11 protein-coding genes are annotated in these 18,596 nt (G+C 75.5%); 8 read left to right on the top strand and 3 right to left on the bottom strand.

Annotation, left to right across the window (positions count from 1 at the left end; all coding sequences use genetic code 11):
- Positions 1-6: 6 nt before the first annotated feature.
- The 4 genes from ACK8N7_RS24285 to ACK8N7_RS24270 all read left to right on the top strand — a co-directional run bounded on the left by ACK8N7_RS24285 (position 7) and on the right by ACK8N7_RS24270 (position 8,607).
- Complete coding sequence (locus tag ACK8N7_RS24285) at positions 7-3,309, top strand: type 2 lanthipeptide synthetase LanM family protein (RefSeq protein ID WP_500444136.1); 3,303 nt, start codon at positions 7-9, stop codon at positions 3,307-3,309.
- 92 nt (positions 3,310-3,401) lie between these two features.
- Complete coding sequence (locus ACK8N7_RS24280; RefSeq protein ID WP_403212926.1) at positions 3,402-3,596, top strand: hypothetical protein; 195 nt, start codon at positions 3,402-3,404, stop codon at positions 3,594-3,596.
- 71 nt (positions 3,597-3,667) lie between these two features.
- Complete coding sequence (locus tag ACK8N7_RS24275) at positions 3,668-6,583, top strand: helix-turn-helix transcriptional regulator (RefSeq protein WP_500444135.1); 2,916 nt, start codon at positions 3,668-3,670, stop codon at positions 6,581-6,583.
- A gap of 170 nt (positions 6,584-6,753) precedes the next feature.
- Positions 6,754-8,607, top strand: a complete 1,854-nt coding sequence (locus tag ACK8N7_RS24270) for an AfsR/SARP family transcriptional regulator (protein WP_500444134.1) — start codon at positions 6,754-6,756, stop codon at positions 8,605-8,607.
- A gap of 36 nt (positions 8,608-8,643) precedes the next feature.
- Here the strand turns inward: ACK8N7_RS24270 and lanKC are convergent, their stop codons facing one another.
- From lanKC to ACK8N7_RS24255, 3 genes are all read right to left on the bottom strand, one after another.
- Positions 8,644-11,220 carry a class III lanthionine synthetase LanKC gene (lanKC, locus tag ACK8N7_RS24265; RefSeq protein ID WP_500444133.1) on the bottom strand — a complete coding sequence of 859 codons (2,577 nt, stop codon included), beginning with the start codon at positions 11,218-11,220 and terminating at the stop codon, positions 8,644-8,646.
- A 36-nt stretch (positions 11,221-11,256) separates the two neighbouring features.
- Positions 11,257-12,525 carry an MFS transporter gene (locus tag ACK8N7_RS24260; RefSeq protein WP_403212934.1) on the bottom strand — a complete coding sequence of 423 codons (1,269 nt, stop codon included), beginning with the start codon at positions 12,523-12,525 and terminating at the stop codon, positions 11,257-11,259.
- 215 nt (positions 12,526-12,740) lie between these two features.
- Positions 12,741-12,899: a hypothetical protein gene (locus tag ACK8N7_RS24255; protein ID WP_403212936.1), complete on the bottom strand. Its 159-nt coding sequence runs from the start codon at positions 12,897-12,899 to the stop codon at positions 12,741-12,743.
- Positions 12,900-13,237: 338 nt separating this feature from the next.
- On the opposite strand from ACK8N7_RS24255, the gene ACK8N7_RS24250 reads away from it, so the two are divergent.
- The 4 genes from ACK8N7_RS24250 to ACK8N7_RS24235 all read left to right on the top strand — a co-directional run bounded on the left by ACK8N7_RS24250 (position 13,238) and on the right by ACK8N7_RS24235 (position 18,595).
- Positions 13,238-14,308 carry a radical SAM protein gene (locus ACK8N7_RS24250; RefSeq protein WP_403212938.1) on the top strand — a complete coding sequence of 357 codons (1,071 nt, stop codon included), beginning with the start codon at positions 13,238-13,240 and terminating at the stop codon, positions 14,306-14,308.
- A gap of 11 nt (positions 14,309-14,319) precedes the next feature.
- Complete coding sequence (locus ACK8N7_RS24245; RefSeq protein ID WP_403213398.1) at positions 14,320-15,033, top strand: iron-containing redox enzyme family protein; 714 nt, start codon at positions 14,320-14,322, stop codon at positions 15,031-15,033.
- The gene (locus ACK8N7_RS24240; RefSeq protein ID WP_403212940.1) at positions 15,030-15,251 is read left to right on the top strand and encodes an aroma-sacti cluster domain-containing protein; all 222 of its coding nucleotides are present in this window, start codon (positions 15,030-15,032) and stop codon (positions 15,249-15,251) included. Before ACK8N7_RS24245 ends, ACK8N7_RS24240 begins: the two co-directional genes overlap by 4 nt.
- Positions 15,252-15,379: 128 nt before the next feature.
- Complete coding sequence (locus tag ACK8N7_RS24235; protein ID WP_500444132.1) at positions 15,380-18,595, top strand: adenylate/guanylate cyclase domain-containing protein; 3,216 nt, start codon at positions 15,380-15,382, stop codon at positions 18,593-18,595.
- Position 18,596 lies beyond the last annotated feature (1 nt).

Below are 18,596 nucleotides of genomic sequence, written 5' to 3'. Positions count from 1 at the left end.
GGTGCGGTGGAGAAGGAACTGATCGGCAGCGGCGGTACGGGGGCTGCTGCCCGGATCGCTCTCCCGGGCACGGACGGGGTCACCGGGCCGGCCACGGGCATCGGCACGAACACGTCCGCCGGGGCCACCCGGTCCGCCGGGGTCACCGGCGCGAACGCCTCCGCCGCTGTCACCGGCATCACCGCCTCCGCCGGGTTCACCGGCGCGTTCCAGGCCGCCCCCGGAAGCGCCAGGACGAACGCGGTCGCCCCCGCGTCCGGTCTCACAGCCGCCGGCCCCACAGCAGCCGCCGGGGCCCCCGGAGCGCCACGTGCGAACGGGGCAGGCCGGACCAACGGCGCGGGCGGACGGCACACCGCCGCCGGTACCAGCAGCGCCGCTGCCGGCACCGGCCCCTGGTGGCTTCCCGGTGTCGTCGGGGAGCTGCCCATGGGGGAGCCCGACTGGGTCTCCTTCGTCCGGGACGTCATCGCCGACGCGCCGCCCGAGGCCGTCGTCGCCGAGCGGGGCTACCCGGGGCTGACCGGGTTCGCCCTCGTCGTCGCCCCGTTCGCCGAGCGGGCCGCCGGGCGGCTGCTGACCTCGCCGTCGAACAACGCCGTACGGGCCGGGACCGCCGTCGGGCTCGCCCCCGTACTGGAGGACTTCCGGTCCCACCTGACCCGGCGGCTCTCCCGGCTCGCGGCCCGGACGCTCGTGCTGGAGCTGCACAAGGCGCGGCGGGCCGGGCGGCTGTCCGGGGACGGGCCCGAGGCGCGGTTCCGGGACTTCCTGCGGCTGACGGCGGGGCGCGACGGGCTCGCGGCCTTCCTCACCGCCTATCCCGTACTGGCCCGCATCCTGGCGCGGACGAGCCTGGCCGCGGCGGACGCCCTCACGGAGATGCTCGGCAGGCTCGCCGACGACCGGGAGCTGCTGGACACCTCCGGTGTGCTGGGCGACCGGGCGCCGGGAGCCGCGCCGGGGGCGCTGGCCGCCGGGCGGGGGCCGAGGGCGCTGACCGGGGTCGAGGCCGGTGCGGGCGACAGCCATCGCGGGGGCCGCTCGGTGATGATCCTGCGGTTCACCGACGGCACCCGGCTGGTCTACAAGCCGCGCCCGCTCGCGGCGCACCGGCACTTCAACACCCTGGTGGAATGGTTCGGTTCGCTGCCCGGGGCGCCCTCCCTGCGGGCGCTGCGGGTGCTGGACCGGGGTGACTACGGGTGGGTGGAGTTCGTCGAGGAGCGGCCCTGCTCGTCCACGGCGGAGACCCATCTCTTCTACCGGCGCCAGGGCGCGCTGCTGGCCCTGCTCCACCTGCTGGACGGGACCGATCTGCACCAGGAGAACCTGATCGCCTGCGGGCCGCACCCGGTCCTGGTGGATGTGGAGACCCTGTTCCATCCGCCGCTCTCCCAGGCGCACTCCGCCGACCCCGCCGCCCGTGCCCTGCACGACTCGGTGCACCGGGTCGGGCTGCTGCCCCAGCTGCTGGTCGGGGACTCGGCCGCGCTCGACGTCTCCGCCATCGGCGGCGGCCGGGCCGCCTCCTCCCCCATCGAGACCGCCGACTGGGCGGACGCGGGTACGGACACCATGCGGCTGGTACGGCGCTCCGCGCGGTTCACCGAGTCCGCCAACCGGCCCCGGCTGCAAGGGGTTCCGGCCGATCCGTCCGCGTACACCGACTCCCTCTGCGAGGGCTTCCGCGCCGGCTACACCTCCATCAGCGACTACCGCGACGAACTGCTAGGCAGGCGCGGCCTGTTGACGGACTTCGCACAGGACGAGGTACGGGTCGTGCCCCGGCCGACCTGGACCTACACCACACTGCTGGACGAGTCGACCCACCCCGACCTGATGCGGGACGCCGCCGAACGCCACCAGGTCCTCTCCCTGCTGCGCACCCCCACCCTGGGCGTGCCCGCGCTGCCCGGTCTGGAGGACGAGGAGATCGAGGAGCTGTGGGCCGGTGATGTGCCGGTCTTCCTGACCCGTCCCGGCTCCACGGAGCTGTGGAGCGGCACCGGGCGCGCGGTGCCGGTCGCGCCGGGGCCCACCGGGCTGGCCCGGGTCGAGGAGAAGGTGCGGGCCATGGACACGGTGGACCGCCAGGACCAGGAACGGATCATCCGGGCCGCCATGGTGTCCACCTCGTCCGAGCCGCCGCACCGGGCGGAGGGCGGCGCGCGGGCCCGGACGGCCGCGACGGCCCCGGAGCCGGAGCAACTCCTCTCCGCCGCACGGTCGGTGGGCGATCAGCTGGTCTCCCTCGCCTACCGGCACAAGGACCGCACCAACTGGATCGGCCTGGAGCTGCTCGGCGAGCGCTACTGGCGGCTCGCGCCGATGGCGGCCGACCTCGCCAGCGGCTACACCGGCCCCGCGCTCTTCCTCGCCCAGCTGGCAGCCCTCACCGGCGCCGAGCGGTACGCCGAGACGGCCCGCGAGGCGCTGGCCCCGGTGCCCGGACTGCTGGACGCGCTGCACGGCCGGGCGGACGACCTCACGGTGCTGGGTTCGGGGGCCTTCGCGGGTCTCGGCGGTATCGCGTACGCCCTGGCCGAGGTGGGTTCGCTGCTCGGCGACCGTGCGGTGCTCGACCTGGCGGGCCCGGCCACCCGGCTGGCCTGCGCGGCGAGCGCGGCCGAGGACGGGTACGGGGTGCGCGGCGGGGCGGCCGGCGGACTGGTCTCCCTGCTCGCGGTGCACCGCACCACCGGCCGGGCCGAGGCCTGGCGGGGTGCCGAGCGCTGCGCCGAGCGGATCTCCGTCGCCCCGCTGCCGGTGGCCGGGGGCTTCGCGGAGGGGGCCGCGGGCATCGGCTGGGCGCTGCTGCGCTTCGCCGCGGCGGGGGGCGGTGAGCAGTACCGTACGGCGGGGCTGCGGGCCCTGCGCCGGGCGGCCGTCGAGGTGACCGCGGGCCGGGCCTGGTGCGAGGGCGCCGCCGGGGTGGCCCTCGCGGTCGCGGACAGCCCGGACGCGCTGGCCGACCCCGACCTGTCCGGCTGGCTGGCGGAGCAGGCCGGTGAGCTGGCGGACTCCGCCCCGCTCGCCGACGACAGCCTCTGCCACGGCGAGCTCGGGCTGCTGGAGCTGCTCGGCCACAGTGCCCTGACCGGTGACCGCACCCCGTGGGTGCGCCGGGCCGGGACCCTGCTGGCCGCCGCCGACCGGGCGGGACCGCGCTGCGGAACTCCCGGACACGTACCGCACCCGGGGCTGCTCACCGGCCTCTCGGGGGTGGGTCACGGACTGCTGCGGGCGGGATTCCCCGACCGGATCGGCTCCGCGCTGTTGCTCAACCCGTCCGCAGGGGCCGCGTGATCCGTCGGCCTGCGGCCTGTTTCAGCCTTTCGACCCGTACCGAATCATTTGTTGACCTACCGTCAGAAACCCCAGCAGAGAATGAGGCAGAGATGACGCACATCAGCGAATCGGCGATGCAGGGATCCGGCCAGCTCGCGCACGAGGGCAGTTACGACCACCCGGCCGGGCAGATTTCCCTCGGTATCGGCGGCGGGCTGGGGATGCGCAGCAGGCTCCTCAGCGCTTCGGAGGGCGAGACGGGCAACACCATCGACCTGCCGTGGACCACCATGATTCCCCTTTAACCGCGGCTCCGCCCGCATTGTGGCGCATTGGGCCACTGCCGCATGAGTTACGACTCCAGTAGCCTGCGGCCATGCGAGCCACTTCGCCGGTCATCGTCGGGCGGGACGAGGAGATCGGCCTGCTGAGCAGCGCCCTGGACGCCGTGCAACGGCGTTCGGGGCGCGCCTTGTTCTTCCTGGGCGAAGCGGGGATCGGGAAATCCCGGCTGGTGGGTGAATGCGCCTACCGGGCCTATGGACTCGGCATGCCCGTGCTGCGCGGCCGGGCCACGTCGACCGGTCTCGTCGTCCCGTTCCGGCCACTCGTCGAAGCGCTCTCCTCCCGCTTCCGGGCCGCGGGCACGCCGACCGACCCCGAGCTGGCGCCCTACCATCCCGCGCTGGCCCGGCTGGTCCCCGAGTGGCGCCAGGAGGCGTCCCCCGGCTATCCGGAGACCGTCGTGGAACTGGCGGAGGCGCTGCTGCGGCTGCTGTCCGTGCTGGGCCGGGAGTCCGGCTGCGCGATCCTGCTGGAGGATCTCCACGACAGCGACACGGAGACCATCGCGGTGGTCGAGTACGTCATCGACAACCTCGCCGACCTGCCGATCCTGCTGCTGGGGACCCTGCGCCCCGAGGCGGGGGCCGCCCTCGACCTCGTACGGTCCGCCGAGCGCCGCCAGGCCGCCACCGTAAGGGAGTTGAAGCCGCTCGCCGACGATCAGATGCGGGCGCTGACGGGGGCGTGCCTGGAGGCGGCGCCCGAGGAGATACCCCCGGTGGTGCACCAGCGGCTGGCCGAACGCGCCGGCGGCAATCCGTACTTGGTGGAGGTGCTGCTGGCTGATCTGCTCGACACCGGCCAACTGCGCCGGACGGAGAGCGGCTGGGTGGCGGCCGACGATCCCGGCGGCCCGGTCCCCTCGGGCATCGTGCGGAGCTGGACGCGCAGACTCGACCGGCTGGACGAGCCGGTCCGGGACCTCTTACTCGCGGCGGCCACCCTGGGCGGCCAGTTCTCGGTCTCCGTGCTCCAGACCGTCACGGGCTTCGAGGACCGGGCCCTCTTCACCCATCTGCGGTCCGCCGTCGAGGCGGGCGTGATCGCCCCCGACGGCGCCGCCCCCGACCGCTACGCCTTCCGGCACTCGCTGACCGCCGAGGCCCTGATCTCCTCGCTGGCCCCCGCCGAACGCGCCTCGCTCGCCCGCCGTGCCGCCGGGGCCGTGGAGCATTCCGGCCACCCGCTCGACGAGGACGGACAGCAGCTCGTCGCCTCCCTTCACCTGGCCGCCGGCAACCGTTCGGGGGCGGCGCTGCGGTTCGCGGAGGCCGGGAGACGGATGCTCGCCTCAGGGGCCCACGGTTCGGCCGTGGTGCTGCTGGAGCGGGCCTGCCCCCTGGCCGCCGACGCCGACCGGGCCGCCATCGCCGAGTCCCTGGCGGTCGCCCGGGCCGAGGGCGGTGATCTGGACGGCGCGCTGGAGCTGGCCGAGACGCTTCCTCCCGTGCCGGCCCGTAGCGAGGCCGCCGACCGGCGCGGCGAAGTCCACATCAAGATCGCCTGGGTGGCCGTCATGGCCGAGCGGGCGGCCGACGCGGCCCGCCAGATCGACGCCGCCCGCGCCCTGCTCGGGCAGGAACCTGCCCCCGGTCGCCGGGCCGCGCTCGGTGTCGCCGACGCCCATCTCGCCCTGCTGCCGGGCCAGGAGCACCGGTGCCCCGCCGAGACCGAGGCGGCGGCCCGGGAGGCCGCGGAGATCGCCGAGGCCGAGGGGCTGCCCGTGGTCGCCTGCCAGGCCTGGCAGTTGCTGGCGCTGCTGCTGCGCGAGAAGGGGTTCGACGAGGCGGATGCCTGTCTGGAGCGGATGCTCTCCCTCTCCACCGAACACGCCCTTCCCGTCTGGCGGGTGGAGGCACTGGTGCGGCTGGGCGCGAATGCCTTCATGCGGACCGGGGACGCCTCCCGGCTGCGGTCGGCGCGGGCCGCGGCCACGGAGCTGGGGGCGCTGCTGCTGACCCAGACGGTGGACGGGCTGCTCGCCATGAACGCGGTGCTGTGCGCCCGTTGGGACGAGGCGCAGGAGATCATCGACCGTTCGCTGGAGGCCAGTGCCCGGGTCGGCAATCTCTCCGCCCACCGCTATCTGCTGCTCTCCGCCGCCACGATGGCCGCGCACCGGGGGCGGCGACGGGACATGGACCGCTCCCTTGCCACGTTCCGGCGGGCGGGCGGTGAGCAATCCCTGCTCGTGCCGCACCAGTTGGGGCTGTGCAAGGCGATCGGTGCGCTGCTGGAGGAGGACCGGGAGCGGGCCCTGGCGGGGCTGGACGCGGTGCAGGCCTGGGAGCGGGACCACCCCAGCTACTTCTACCTGAGCGGGAGTTACGGGCTGCGCCCCTTCCTGCGGGTGCTGGCGGGGGCGGCGGACCGGGCCGAGTTCGTGGCCGTACGCGCCTCGCCGGGGGCCGCTCTGGCGTGGAACGGGCAGTTCCTGGAGCTGGCGGACGCGGTGCTGCTGGGCCGGGCCGGTGACCGGGCCGGGGCCGCCCGTCTGGTGGCCTCCTTCGACGCCCGGTCCACCCCCTTCCCCGTCGCCCGCCACCTGGGCCTGCGGCTGGTCGCCGACGCGGCCAGCGCCGACGGGTGGGGTGAGCCGGTGGCCTGGCTGCGGCGGGCCGAGGAGTTCTTCTACGGGGTCGGGGTGCAGCCGGTCGCCTCGGCGTGCCGGGCGGCCCTGCGGCAGGCGGGGGCGAGCGTCACCCAGCACCGGGGCGGCTGGGACCGCATCCCGCTGTCGCTGCGGACCAGCGGGGTCACCCCGCGCGAGTACGAGGTGTTCGTGCTGCTCCCGGAGCGTCCGGGCAACCAGCAGATCGCCCGGCGGCTCTCCATCTCACCACGCACGGTGGAGAAGCACATGGCCAGCCTGCTCAGCAAGACGGGGCGCGCGGACCGTTCGGCGCTGTGCGAGTTCGCGGCGGAGTGCGCGGTCGAGCCGGCCTGAGGGGGCCGGGGGGGCGTGCCCCCACAACATGGGGGCACGGGGCGCTTTCGGTCGGGTGTGCGGGCGGAACATACGGGCAGTCCCCCGATGTGCGCGTGCCGTGACGGCGACAGGATCAGAAACGTGCGTACGGCAGTCTGCCGCCCGTCCCCGCTTCCGGAGGCCCGCTGATGATCCGACCTCCCGCCCGACCGGCCCCCGCCGGTGCGGTGTACTTCTCGCTGCTCGGTCCGCTGACCGCCGTACGGGACGGCCGCCCGCTCCCGCTCGGCCCGCGCAAACAGCGCCTCGTCCTCGCCACGCTGCTCTCCCGCCCCAACACCCCCGTCCCCGTCGATGTGCTGACCGACGCGGTGTGGCCCGACGACCCGCCCCGGACCGCGCGGAAGAACCTCCAGGTCTATGTGAGCGCGGCCCGCGCCCTGCTGGGCAGCACCGACGGCGACAACCGCGACCGGGTGGTCCACGGCTGCGGCGGCTACCGGCTCCGCATCGACGAGGGCGAGCTGGACACCCTGCGCTTCCGGTCCCTGGCCCGCGCCGGGCGGGACGCCGGTGAACGCGGTGATCTGCGGACGGCGGCCCGGCTGCTGCGCGAGGCGCTGGACCTGTGGGAGGGGCCGCCGCTGAACGATCTGCGGGACTCCACCGGGGTGGCGGAGGAGGCCGAGCGGCTGGAGGCCCGCTGCCTGACCGTGTACGAGGACTGGGCCGAGACCGAGATCGAGCTCGGCCGGGCCGCCGTCGCGGTGGACGGCCTGCGCGATCTGGTGGAGCGCCACCCGCTGCGGGAGCGGCTCCGGGCGGCCTGGATGAACTCGCTGCACCAGTCGGGGCGGCAGGCCGAGGCGCTGGCGGTGTACGACGACTACCGGCTCCTGCTCGCCCGGGAGCTGGGCCTGGAGCCGAGTCCGGCGATGGCGGCCCTGTACCGGGCGATGCTCGGCCGGGGCCGCGCGCCCCGGCCCCCGGCGGCCGACCGGGACACCGTGCGCGGTGCCGCGCTGCCTGCCGCCCCCAGGGACTTCACCGGTCGCCGCGAGGAACTGCGGGACGTGCTGGCCCTGTTGGGCTCCCCGGACGAACGTGTGGTGGTCGTCTCGGGGCCCGCCGGCTCCGGCAAGTCGGCGCTGGCCCTGCGGGCGGCCCATCTGCTCGGCGACGGCTTCCCCGACGGGCGGTTCCACGTCCAGGTCCGGCGGGAGGACGGCACGGCCCGTACCCCCGCCGATGTCCTGGCCGAACTGGGGCGGTTGTGCGGGGTGCGGGTGCCGGTGGTTCCGGCGGGGCCGGCCGGGGCGGAGGGCGGGCCGGCCGCGGCGGTGTCGCAGGACGCGGAGGACGCCTGGCAGGAGTGGCTGTCGCTGCACCGGGCGCTGATCGTCCTCGACGACGTACCGGACGAGGCTTCGGTACGGGGGCTGCTGCCCCGGTCGGGGCCGTCCTCGGTGGTGCTCACCGCGCGCGGGCAGCTGGCGGGTCTTGCCCCCGTGCACCGGATCGCCCTGGGCGCGCTGGCGGACGGCGAGGCCCTGGAGCTGCTGGGCAAGCTGATCGGGCCGGGGCGGCTGCGGACCGATCCGGCGGCGGCCCTGCGGATCGTCCGGGCCTGCGGTGCGCTGCCGTTGGCGGTGGGGGTGGGCGGGATGCGGCTGGCGGTGCTGCGCCATCTGCCGCTGGCGGAGTACGCGGACCGGCTCGGCGATCCGTCGGCGGCCCTGGACGAACTGGTCGCCGGGGATGTCTCCGTACGGCTGCGGATGGCGTCCGGCTGGCAGGACCTGGCGGCGGACGACCGGCGGGCGCTGGGGCGGCTGGCCGGTCCCGCGCAGGAGGGCGGCTTCACGCTGGACGGGGCGATGGAGGCGCTGGGGTGCGGGGAGCGGGCCGCGATCCGTACCGTCGAGTCGCTGATCGACGCGGGGGCGGTGACCTCGCCGACCGGGGAGGTCACCGCGCACGCCGCGCTGTACGAAGTGCCGCGACTGCTCTGTCTGTACGCCCGGGAGCGCGAGGGGTCGTGAGGGGGGCGTGATCCCCCGGCCCGCTCGCCCCGGGGGTCACCCCAGGGTGAGCAGGTCCAGCAGTCCGGTCTTCGCGGTGGCGTCCGTGGCGCCCGACAGGAAGTCCAGGGACAGCAGCAGTCCGGCCGCCCCCGTCGCCAGGTCGGCGGAGCACCGCCGCAGAGTGGCGCCGGGGACGAGCAGCCGGTCCTCGTCCGCGAGCAGGTGCCAGGTCAGGTTGCCTACGGAGGCCAGGACTTCGGGGCCCGTACGGCCGCCGGGTGACAGCTGTCCGGCCGTGGCGACGAGTCCCGCACGCCCGGTGAACAGGCCGGGTTCGCGGACGAACTCCATGGCGCAGCCCTTGCGCACCCCGGGGATCAGGGCGCTCAGGGCCGGGTCCTCGTGGCGGGCCGTGTACGCCTGGGCCACCAGTGCGACGCCCGAGCTGCCCTGGTTGAGGTAGAGCAGGTTCCGCCCGCCGTCCCGGACCTGGAGCGTGCCGTCGTCCAGGGTGACGAGGTGTCCGGCCTCGCGTTCGATGGCGGTGCGTGCGGCCTCGCGCAGCCAGTCCTCGCCGGTCAGCGCGTGGAGTTCCAGGTGGAGCAGGGCGGCGCCGCTCAGCCCGCGCAGCAGCCCCGCCGACTCCGGGAGGCGCATCCCGTCCACCGCCTCGCCCCGGGCCAGCAGGTCCAGATCCCGGGCGGTGCTCAGGGCGGTGTCGATCAGCCGGGCGCCGGGTTCCCGGCCGTCGGAGGCCCGGGCCATGCGGAGGGCGGCGAGGGCGATGCCCGCGCGCCCGGTGAACAGGTCCGCCGACGGGGCCGGGGACGCGGCGGACATCGCCCGGTCCCACAGCTCCCGGCCCTGTTCGGCGCGGCCGAGGAGCGTGAGGACCAGGGCCGTTCCCGGCAGCCCGTCGAAGAGGCCGCCCGCCTCGGCGGGGTCCCTGCGGAGCCCGGCGGCGGCGAGCCAGTCGGTCCACTCCTCGGGGACGGGGGCGCCCGTGCGGTGCAGGGCGTACAGGACACCGGCGGCGCCGTTGGCGAGGTCGGTCCCGCCGGTGGCGAAGAGGCCGGGGCCGCCGGGGAAGAGGCGGTCCGTCCGTTCGGGGGTGGCTCCGGCGTGTATCCCGGCCAGCAGACGGGTGCGGATCTCCGCCCAGTCCACGTCCGGCTCGAACAGGGCGGCCACCTCGGCCTCGCGCCGCCGTGAGGCGTCCAGGCCGTGCAGCAGGGCGGGCCTGGCCGGTCCCGCCCCGGCGGGGAGCCCGTACCTGCGGCGGGCCCAGCTCTCCAGGGTGAGGGCCTTCGCCCGCTCCAGGCCGGCCATCTCCGTGAGCGGCATCAGCATGGTGAGCCAGGTCGCCCAGAGCGCGTAGGCGTCGGCCTCCGCGCCGGGGGTTCCGGGGGGTGCCTGGAGGCCCTGGGCACCGGCGAGCGGGGTGTCCTGGTCGTCCAGCGCGGTGGCGTACTCGAAGTCGACCAGCGCGATACGTCCGTCGGGCCGGACGATGATGTTGGACGGGTGCAGGTCGCCGAAGCGCAGACCGCGCGCGTGGATCTCCTCCAGCGCCCGGGAGAGCTCGCCCACCATGGCGTCGGTCCAGGCGACGTAGGGGGCGAGTTCCCCGGCCGTCACCGCCCCGCGCACGAGGGCGAAGCGGGCGACGATCTCCTCCAGGAGGGTGTTCCCCTCGATGTGCTCCTCGATCAGGAAGTGGTGCTCCCAGACGGTCCGTACGCCGTGCACCTCGGGTACGCAGTCCAGCCCGGCCAGCGTCGTCAGCGCCCGGTGCTCGCGGTGCAGGCGGGTGACGGCGTCGTCGCCCGCGCCGTCGAGGCCGCAGTGCGGACGGGCCTCCCGCAGTACCACGCGCCGGCCGGTCCCCCGGTCCTTCGCCAGGTAGATCCCGCCCGCGTTGGAGAACTGGAGGGCCTCGGTGACCGTGCAGGGGAAGGTGTCGTCGCGGGCGGCGGCGCGCGCCGCGAGGTGCGGGCGCAGGAAGGCCGGCACCTCGACCCAGGAGGGCGTACGGAAGACGACCCCGCGTTCGTCGGGGACCAGCTGCCCGGAGGGGTCCCGCAGGGCGAGGACCCGGCTGCCGTCGGCGTCGGCGCACCAGCGGGGCACGTAGGCGCCGTAGCGCGTGTACACTGGGGCGTCCCCGATCCGCAGGTCGCTGAGGACGTAGGGGCCGCTGCGCCCGGCCAGGGCCGTGGACAGTTCTTCGGCCAGCGCCTGGAAGACGGTGTCGTCGGGCGGGTAGACGGCGATGAACTTGCCCGCGCCGCTGCGGTTCATGTGTTTGTCCGCCATGAGCGACAGCGCCCGGGTGCTGCGCAGGAACTTGAACGGCACACCGTGGCCCAGGCAGATCCGCGCGGTGTCCCGCAGGGTGGCCTCCGCCTCGTCGGGGACGGTGGACACATGGATCTTCCAGCCCTGCTCGGCGAGTTCGGCGCGCTCGGGCACGAGGGAGGTCCACAGGCCCACGGCGTCGCGGCGCCAGCCCGCCGGGGGCGGGTCGGTGTCGAGCCGGTAGCGGGAGTCCGCGTCGGGCAGCCGGGCCGGGGTGTCGAAGTACGTACGGTCGGCGAGGCAGTAGAGCTGGGTTTCCTGGACGCCTGGCACGCTCGGCTCTCTCTACTCGAAGGGGCTCGAAGGGGGTCAGGCCCCGGGGGTGACGCGCTTGGCCTCGGGCTCCACCGGGTCGGCGGGCTCCGCCTCCTGCGGCGGGGCCGGCTCCCTGCGCGCCGAGGCGGCGAAGGTGACCACGAGGGCCGAGGCGGCCAGCACACAGCCGGTGAGGGCGAAGGCCCACCGGGGGCCGAAGGCCATCAGCAGGGCTCCGCCGGCCAGCGGCCCGAACGGCTGGACCATGGAGGAGAGGAATCCGGCCGCGCTCTGCACCCGGCCCACCTTCTCCTCCGGGGTCACGACCAGCAGCTTCGACAGGAATCCGATGCTGGCGACCGTCGACAGGAACATGCAGAGCGCGCACATGAGCCCGGCCACCACCGGCCGGCTCAGCCACGCCATCACCCCGGCTGCGGCCACACAGGTCCAGCAGGTGGCGACGATCAGGACCCGGGAGTGCCGGGCGGGGCTGATCCTCGGCGCGAACAGCGCCCCGGCCAGGGCCCCGGCGGAGACACAGCTGATGACGAAGCCGCCGCCGATACCGGAACGGCCTCCGTCGGAGAACGCGGTCAGGGCGATGAAGGTGAGGGCCCCGAACGCGAAGTTCATGCCCAGGCCGAAGATGAGGAGGACCGTCCGCAGATAGGGGATCTTCCACAGGAACGTCAGCCCCGCCGTCAGTTCGCGCTTGCTGAACGCGGAGCCCGCCGTCTTCCTGGCCCGGGAGCGGGTGCGGACGAGGGCCACGCAGACGGTCGAGGCGAGCAGGCCCAGCGCCTCGATCGCGAAGGGCAGGGCCGGGTGGATGCCGAACAGGGCGCCCCCGACGAGCGGTCCGACCAGCCGGGCCGTCTGTGTGCGCGCCTGGAGCCGTGCGGTGGCGGTGCCCATCTGGTCGGCCGGGACGACCGCGCGCATCAGGCCGAAGACGGCCGGCGCGTAGACGCTGCTGATCACCGCGCCCGCCGCGGCGACGAGCAGGACGAGGGGCATGGGGGCGTGCCCGTAGAACACGGCGATCGTGAGGGCGGTGACGACGGTCAGGCTGCCGACATCGCACAGCCTCATCAGCCGGCGGCGTTCGATCCGGTCCGCCATCACCCCGCCGGGCAGCATGGTGATCAGGACGGCTCCCACGGACACCGTCCCGACCGCTCCCGCCTGCACCGCGGAACCGGTCTCCTTGAGGACCAGCAGGGGAAGGGCGAGGGCGCTCATCTGCCCGCCCAGGACCGCGAAGAGGCCGCTCAGCCAGAGCAGCCGGAAGTCCCGGTTTTCGCGTAGCGGCTCGGTCATCGTGCTCTCCCGGTGGTGGGCGGGGTCGTGGTCCGTGCGGCGGGTGTCGCTCCTGCGCGGTGCCGGAATCGGCCGCGGGCGTCGCTCCCCCGCGGTGCCGGAATCGGCGGCGGGGCGGCTCCGTCGTGACGGAACCGCCCCACATCACCGGCCGGCCGGGCGCCACGGCGGGGAGGGCTTCCTCGGCCTCCGTGGCGCCGCCCCGGTGCGTCCGGTCAGTTCTCCAGGACGACGCTGAGCACGCTGACGCAGCTGCCCGGGGCGACGACCTTGTCGACGGACGTCTCCTGGAGGTCCAGTACGGAGTGCGCCTCGACCTCGGCGGTCTCGGTCTCGTTGTTGTCGTCGGCCGCGGGCTTCGTGTTCTCGGACATGGTGGTCTCCGTCCACTCGTCACTGCTGGGCCCGGAATCCTCGGATGCGTACCGCGGTCTCCGGCGGCGGGCCGTTGCCTGCCGTTGCCGAGAAAGTTAGGAGCGCCGGCCTCGGGGACGCTTCGGCGCCGGTATGGCGGCGGTATGGGGCCAGCTCGACGGCTCGGGACCCGCGCCCCGGGGCCGCCGACCGCCCTCCGGCCCCCTCCCTGACCTGCGCCCATACCGCCGCCGAAGCGATGACAGACCGCCGGTGAACCGGTACGGCACAGCCTGGGCGGGCGCGCACCGGCCCCTGAAGTCCGGACACGCCCCAGCCCCCGAAGGAGGCGGCCCGTATGGAACTCGCCGAACTCGTCGGACTCCGGCCCTTCCCGGCCGCCGGTCTGCTGCTCGGCCTCACCCGCCGCTGCCCCCTGCGGTGCGGGCACTGCTCCACCGGGTCGGACCTGACCGTGCGGGAGGAGCCGGACGCCGGGCAACTGCTTCGGTTCGTGGGCTCGTTCACCGAGGAGAACCGGCCGGACGTCGTCATGCTGACGGGCGGGGAGCCGCTGCTCCTGCCGACGCTCGCCGGCGAGCTGAGCTTCCTGGCGCGCCGCGCCGGATCGCGTACGGCGGTGCTGAGCGGCATGTTCTTCGCCCGCTCGAAGGAGATCCCGCCCGCGATCCTGCGCGCGGTCGCCCAGGTCGACCACTTCTCCGCGAGCCTGGACGTGCACCACGAGCGGGAGGTGGCGCGCGCCGACGTGTTCCGTGCCCTGCACCGCATCCAGGATTCGGGGGTCCCGGTCAGTTTCCACCTCACCGGGACCGGTGCGGACGATCCGTACCTGGCCGACATCACCCGGGCCATCGACAAGGAGTTCGGCGGCCGCGTGCCGTCCCTGGTCAACGAGGTGCGGCCGTTCGGCCGGGCCGCCTCCTGGGCCAGACCCGCCCGCACCGGCCCCGACCCGTCGGCGGCGGCGCCCTGCTCGATGGCCGCCTGGCCGGTGGTCGCGTTCGACGGCACGGTGCTGGCCTGCTGCAACCAGGACACCGTCGACCGGCGGCCCGCCCCGGCCCATCTGGACCTCGGGCACATCGCCTCCGACGACTGGGGGACGGTACGCCGACGGGCCCTGGAATCCCCGGTGCTGCGGATGATCCGTACGGTGGGCCCCGCCCATCTGGCCGCCCGCTCCGGCGCCGCGCCCCACCCGGGCTCCTACTGCGACGGGTGCCGGGCGCTGGGCGGCGACGAGGCGGTGACGGCGGCGGCCGGTGCGGTGGCAGCGGGCCCGGCGGGTGCGCTGCTCGACCTGGCCGCCGCCCGGCGCGGTGCGCTCGGCGGGCCGGAGGGGGTCGTCCGGCGGCACGGCTGCTCGGCGTACGCCCCGCTGGTGGGCGCCCGGAGCGCACGGTGAGCACCGCCGTCATGGGTGTCTCGGCACGGCTGCGGACCAAACTGCAGCTGCTGGAACCGGAGTTGCGGGGTGCGACCGCGCACATGTGGCGCCCCGAGTGGCTGTTGCCGCGCTACCGGTCCTACCTGTGCACCATGCACGCCGTGATCCGGGCCTCCGTGCCGCTGATGGAACTTGCCCTGCGCCGCACCTCGGAGAGGCCCGGCGATCCGCTGTCGGAGCCGCTGGCCGCGTATCTGGCGGAGCACATCCAGGAGGAGGCCGGGCACGACGCCTGGCTGCTGGAGGATCTGCTCGCGGCGGGCGCACTGCCCGGGGACGCGCTCGGCCCGCTGCCGCCGCCGGACGTGGCCGCCCTCGTCGGCCCCCAGTACTACTGGATCGAGCACCACCACCCGGTGGCCCTGCTCGGCTACATCGCGGTGCTGGAGGGGTACGCGCCCGCCCCCGGGCTGACCGACCGCATCGCCGGGACGACCGGGCTGCCCGCCGCCGCCCTGCGGACCGTACGGGAGCACGCGGCGCTCGACACGGACCACCTGGACGAGCTGTACGCGCTGCTGGACCGGCTGCCGCTGACCCGGGACCAGGAAGCGGCCCTCGCGGTCAGCGCGCTGCACTCCCTCGACGCGCTCACCCGGCTGTTCGTCCGGCTCGGGCGCTCCGCACCGGCGCCGTCGCTGCGGGGAGCCGGACCCACCCAACCGACGGGAGTCACCCGATGACCGGACCACCACCGAGCACCCCTGAACCTCCCCCCATGGACGCGGTGTTGTACGAAGCGGGGTTCCCCGTGGACCTCCTCACCGAGGAGCAGCGGCTGGTGCTGAGCGAGCTGACACCGCAGGAGCTCACCGTGCTGCTCGACGTCAAGAGCCGGCTGGACGCGGTGGGCCCCGAGGTCCAGGCCCACGGCGAGATCGCGGGCGGCGCGCTGTTCTAGGGAGCGCCCGGGCGGAAGGCGCCCGCGCCAGGACGGGGGTCCGGCGCGAGCGCCTTCCGCCCGGACCGGACGAGGGCGACTTCCGCCCCGGATCGGAAGAGTTGGACCGGAAGAGTTGAGGACCCGCCATGACCTGCCCCTCGTGCCGACAGGAGCTTCCCTCCACGGCCCGGTTCTGCTCGTCCTGCGGGACGCCCTGCACCGGTCCGGCGGCGGTGGCGGCGGCCCCGGAGCCTCCCCCGGAGGACGAACGCAAGCCGGTGACCGTGCTGTTCTGCGATCTCGTCGGCTCGACCGCGCTGTCGGGGGTGCTGGACCCGGAGACCCTGCGCACGGTGACCCTGCGGTACTTCGAGGCGATGAGCGCCCAGATCGTGGCGCGCGGCGGCACCCCGGAGAAGTTCATCGGGGACGCGGTCATGGCGGTGTTCGGGGTGCCGGTGGTCCGTGAGGACGACGCCCGGCGGGCCCTGGCGGCGGCGCTCGGGATGCGCCGGGCGCTGGACGCCCTCAACGAGGAGCTGGACGCCTCCCTCGGTATCCGGCTGACCACCCGGGTCGGGGTCAACACCGGTCAAGTGGTGGCCGGTTCGGACGCCACCGCCCGGCAGGCCCTGGTCTCCGGGGAGGTCGTCAACATCGCCGCCCGCCTTGAGCAGAACGCGGGCCCCGGCGAGATCCTGATCGGCCCGCAGACCCTCCTCGCCGCCGGCCCCACGGTGAAGGCCGAGCCCACCGGACCCCTGCAACTCAAGGGCAAGCGGGAGAGCGTGGAGGCGTACCGGCTGCTCGCGCTGGGGGCGGACGACCCCGAGCTGCTGCGCCGCTTCGACGCCCCCTTCGTCGGCCGCACCACCGAACTGGACTCCCTGGAAATCGCGTTGGCGGAGACCGTACGGGGGGACCGGTCCGGTCTGCTGGGGGTGACCGGTGAGGCGGGCATCGGCAAGACCCGGCTCGTACGGGAGTGGCTGACGCGCCGCACCGGCGCGCTCGTGTACGGGGCGGGCCGCTGCCGCACCTACGGGGACCACGGCACGCTCGCGCCCCTCGCCGACGCCGTACGCCCCCTGCTGCCCCACCCGGACGACGTCCCGGCCGGGCCCCGGGACCCGGCGGCCGACGACGCGATGGCGCTGCTCTCCGGGGGCCTGCTGCGCGACGGCACGCCGAACGCCTCCTTCGAGGACATGTGCGCCGCGCTGACCGTGGTCCTGAAGCGGGCGGCCCTGGCCCGGCCGGTGGTCCTGGTCCTCGACGACTGGCATGCGGCTGCGCCCCTGCTGGTGCGGACGGTGGACCGGCTGACCGGCGGGGCCGGGCCGGGCCGTGTCCTGGTGATCTGCGCGGGCCGCCCGGAGGGGGCGGACGGCACGGGGGCGGACGGCACCGGAGCGGACGGCACCGGGGCGGCGGAGAAGAAGCAGGGGCACCTCCAGCTCACCGGTCTCCCCCGCGAAGAGGCGGCCCGGCTCGCCGCCGGTCTGGCGCGGCTCGACGGCCGTCCCGCCCCGGCCGACGACCGGCTCCTGGCCCGCTCCGAGGGCAATCCGCTCTACCTGGAACAGCTCCTGGTCGGCGACCGGGCCGCCGCATCGGGGCCGGAAGGCGAGCTGCCGCCCACGCTCCAGGCCCTGCTGGGCGCACGGATCGGGGCGCTGGCCCGGACCGAGCGCGCTGTGGTGGACCTGGCCGCCGTGATCGGCCGGGAGTTCGCCGCGGCGGAGCTGGTACGGCTGGAGGTGTCCGTAAGGACGGAGCAGCCCGGGCCCGCCCCGGAGGCCCCCGGCACCGGGTACGGCTCCCCGGACCGGCGCCGCGTCGACGAGGCCCTCGCCGCGCTGACCCGGCGGCGCCTGGTGGAGCCCGCGCCGTCCGGGGCCGGGGACTCCTCGGCGTACCGGTTCAGCAGCGGGCTGGTGCACGAGGTCGCCTACGCCTCGCTCTCCAAGCGGGCCAAGGCGGAGCGCCACGCGTGGGCGGCCGAGCTGCCGAGTGTGGAGCGGACCGGGGACGGCGCGGTAGGGGGCCACCTGGAGCGCGCCTACCGCTACCGCGCCGAGCTGGGGCTGCTGGACGACCGGGCCCGGCTGCTGCGGGACCGCGCCGCCACCGCGCTGGGCCGGGCCGGGGCGCAGGCCGCCGCCCGGTCCGACCTGCACTGGGCGCACGGGCTGCTGGAGCGGGCCGTGGAGCTGCGGCCGGAGGAGGCGGGGGCGGTGCTGGGGCTCGGTGAGGTACGGGTGGCGCTCGGCCGGGTCGAGGAGGGCGCCGAACTGCTGCGCCAGGTAAGGGACCTGGACACGGCACCGGTGGCGGCGGCCCACGCCCGGCTGGCGCTGGCGGTACTGGACCCGGCGGCGGGACCCGGCCCCGCCGCCACGGCCCGCGCGGTGCTGCCGGTCTTCGAGGCGGCCGGGGACGCGCGCGGCCGGGCGCGGGCCCACCTGCGCCTCGCCCAGCAGCTCCAGCGGTCGGGGCGGCACGAGGAGGCCGAGCGCGACCACGCGCGGGCCCTGGAGCACGCGGTGGCGGCCGGGGCGGAACCGGAGCGGGCGGGGGCCCTGGGGGCGATCGGAATCTCGCTCTGGCGCGGCCCGGTCCCGGTGGACCGGGCGGTGGAGCGCTGCCGTGCGCTGCTGGCGGCGCACGGGTCCGGCCGGCCGACGGTCCGGGTCACCCTCAACTGCCCGCTGGCCGTGCTGTACGCGCTCCAGGACCGGTCCGGAGAGGCGTACGGGTGCCTGGCGGAGGCGGACCGGCTGGCGGGGAAGCTCGGGTTCGCGGAGGCGGAGGTGTTCCTGCCGGTGTTCCGGGCGACCGTGGAGGCGCTGCTCGGCCGGGAGGCGGAGGCGCTGGACCTGCTGGTCCTGGCGGACGCGGCGGCCCGGCGCACCGGGGCGGCGGGGATGCGGACGGCCGTCGCGCTGGACGCGGCCCGGCTGGAACTGGACGCGGGCTTCGAGGACCGGGCGGCCACCTGGCTGGCGGGCATCGGCGGGGCATCGGAGCTGAGCCGTGCGGACGCGGTCGACCTGGAGGGGCTGCGGGGCCGGCTGGCGGCCCGGGACCGCCCGGACGAGGCGCTCCACCATGCCGAACGGGCCGTACGCGCCTCCCTGCTCACCGATTCGCCGCTGGTGCAGGCGTCCGCCGAACTGGACCGGGCCCGCACGCTCGCCGCGCTGGGCCGCCCGGCGGCCGCCGAGGCAGCGGCCCGGAGCGCCGGGGAGCACTTCGCGGGCAAGGGGCACCTGCCGGGTGCCCGCCGCGTGGCGGTCTTCCTCACGGCACGAGCGGGGCGCACACCTGCAGCGATGGTCACGACGAGGGAAGGGAGCTGAC

It is taken from the genome of Streptomyces griseobrunneus (assembly GCF_046713465.1).
Classification (GTDB): domain Bacteria; phylum Actinomycetota; class Actinomycetes; order Streptomycetales; family Streptomycetaceae; genus Streptomyces; species Streptomyces microflavus.
This window is presented reverse-complemented; position numbering and strand designations above follow the sequence as displayed.

Excerpts from the sequence above, each read along its gene's own strand:
- ACK8N7_RS24260 (WP_403212934.1), bottom strand. The coding sequence starts at position 12,525 with ATGACCGAGCCGCTACGCGAAAACCGGGACTTCCGGCTGCTCTGGCTG.
- ACK8N7_RS24275 (WP_500444135.1), top strand. The coding sequence starts at position 3,668 with ATGCGAGCCACTTCGCCGGTCATCGTCGGGCGGGACGAGGAGATCGGC.
- ACK8N7_RS24240 (WP_403212940.1), top strand. The coding sequence starts at position 15,030 with ATGACCGGACCACCACCGAGCACCCCTGAACCTCCCCCCATGGACGCG.
- ACK8N7_RS24255 (WP_403212936.1), bottom strand. The coding sequence starts at position 12,899 with ATGTCCGAGAACACGAAGCCCGCGGCCGACGACAACAACGAGACCGAG.
- ACK8N7_RS24250 (WP_403212938.1), top strand. The coding sequence starts at position 13,238 with ATGGAACTCGCCGAACTCGTCGGACTCCGGCCCTTCCCGGCCGCCGGT.
- ACK8N7_RS24270 (WP_500444134.1), top strand. The coding sequence starts at position 6,754 with ATGATCCGACCTCCCGCCCGACCGGCCCCCGCCGGTGCGGTGTACTTC.
- ACK8N7_RS24280 (WP_403212926.1), top strand. The coding sequence starts at position 3,402 with ATGACGCACATCAGCGAATCGGCGATGCAGGGATCCGGCCAGCTCGCG.
- ACK8N7_RS24235 (WP_500444132.1), top strand. The coding sequence starts at position 15,380 with ATGACCTGCCCCTCGTGCCGACAGGAGCTTCCCTCCACGGCCCGGTTC.
- ACK8N7_RS24245 (WP_403213398.1), top strand. The coding sequence starts at position 14,320 with ATGGGTGTCTCGGCACGGCTGCGGACCAAACTGCAGCTGCTGGAACCG.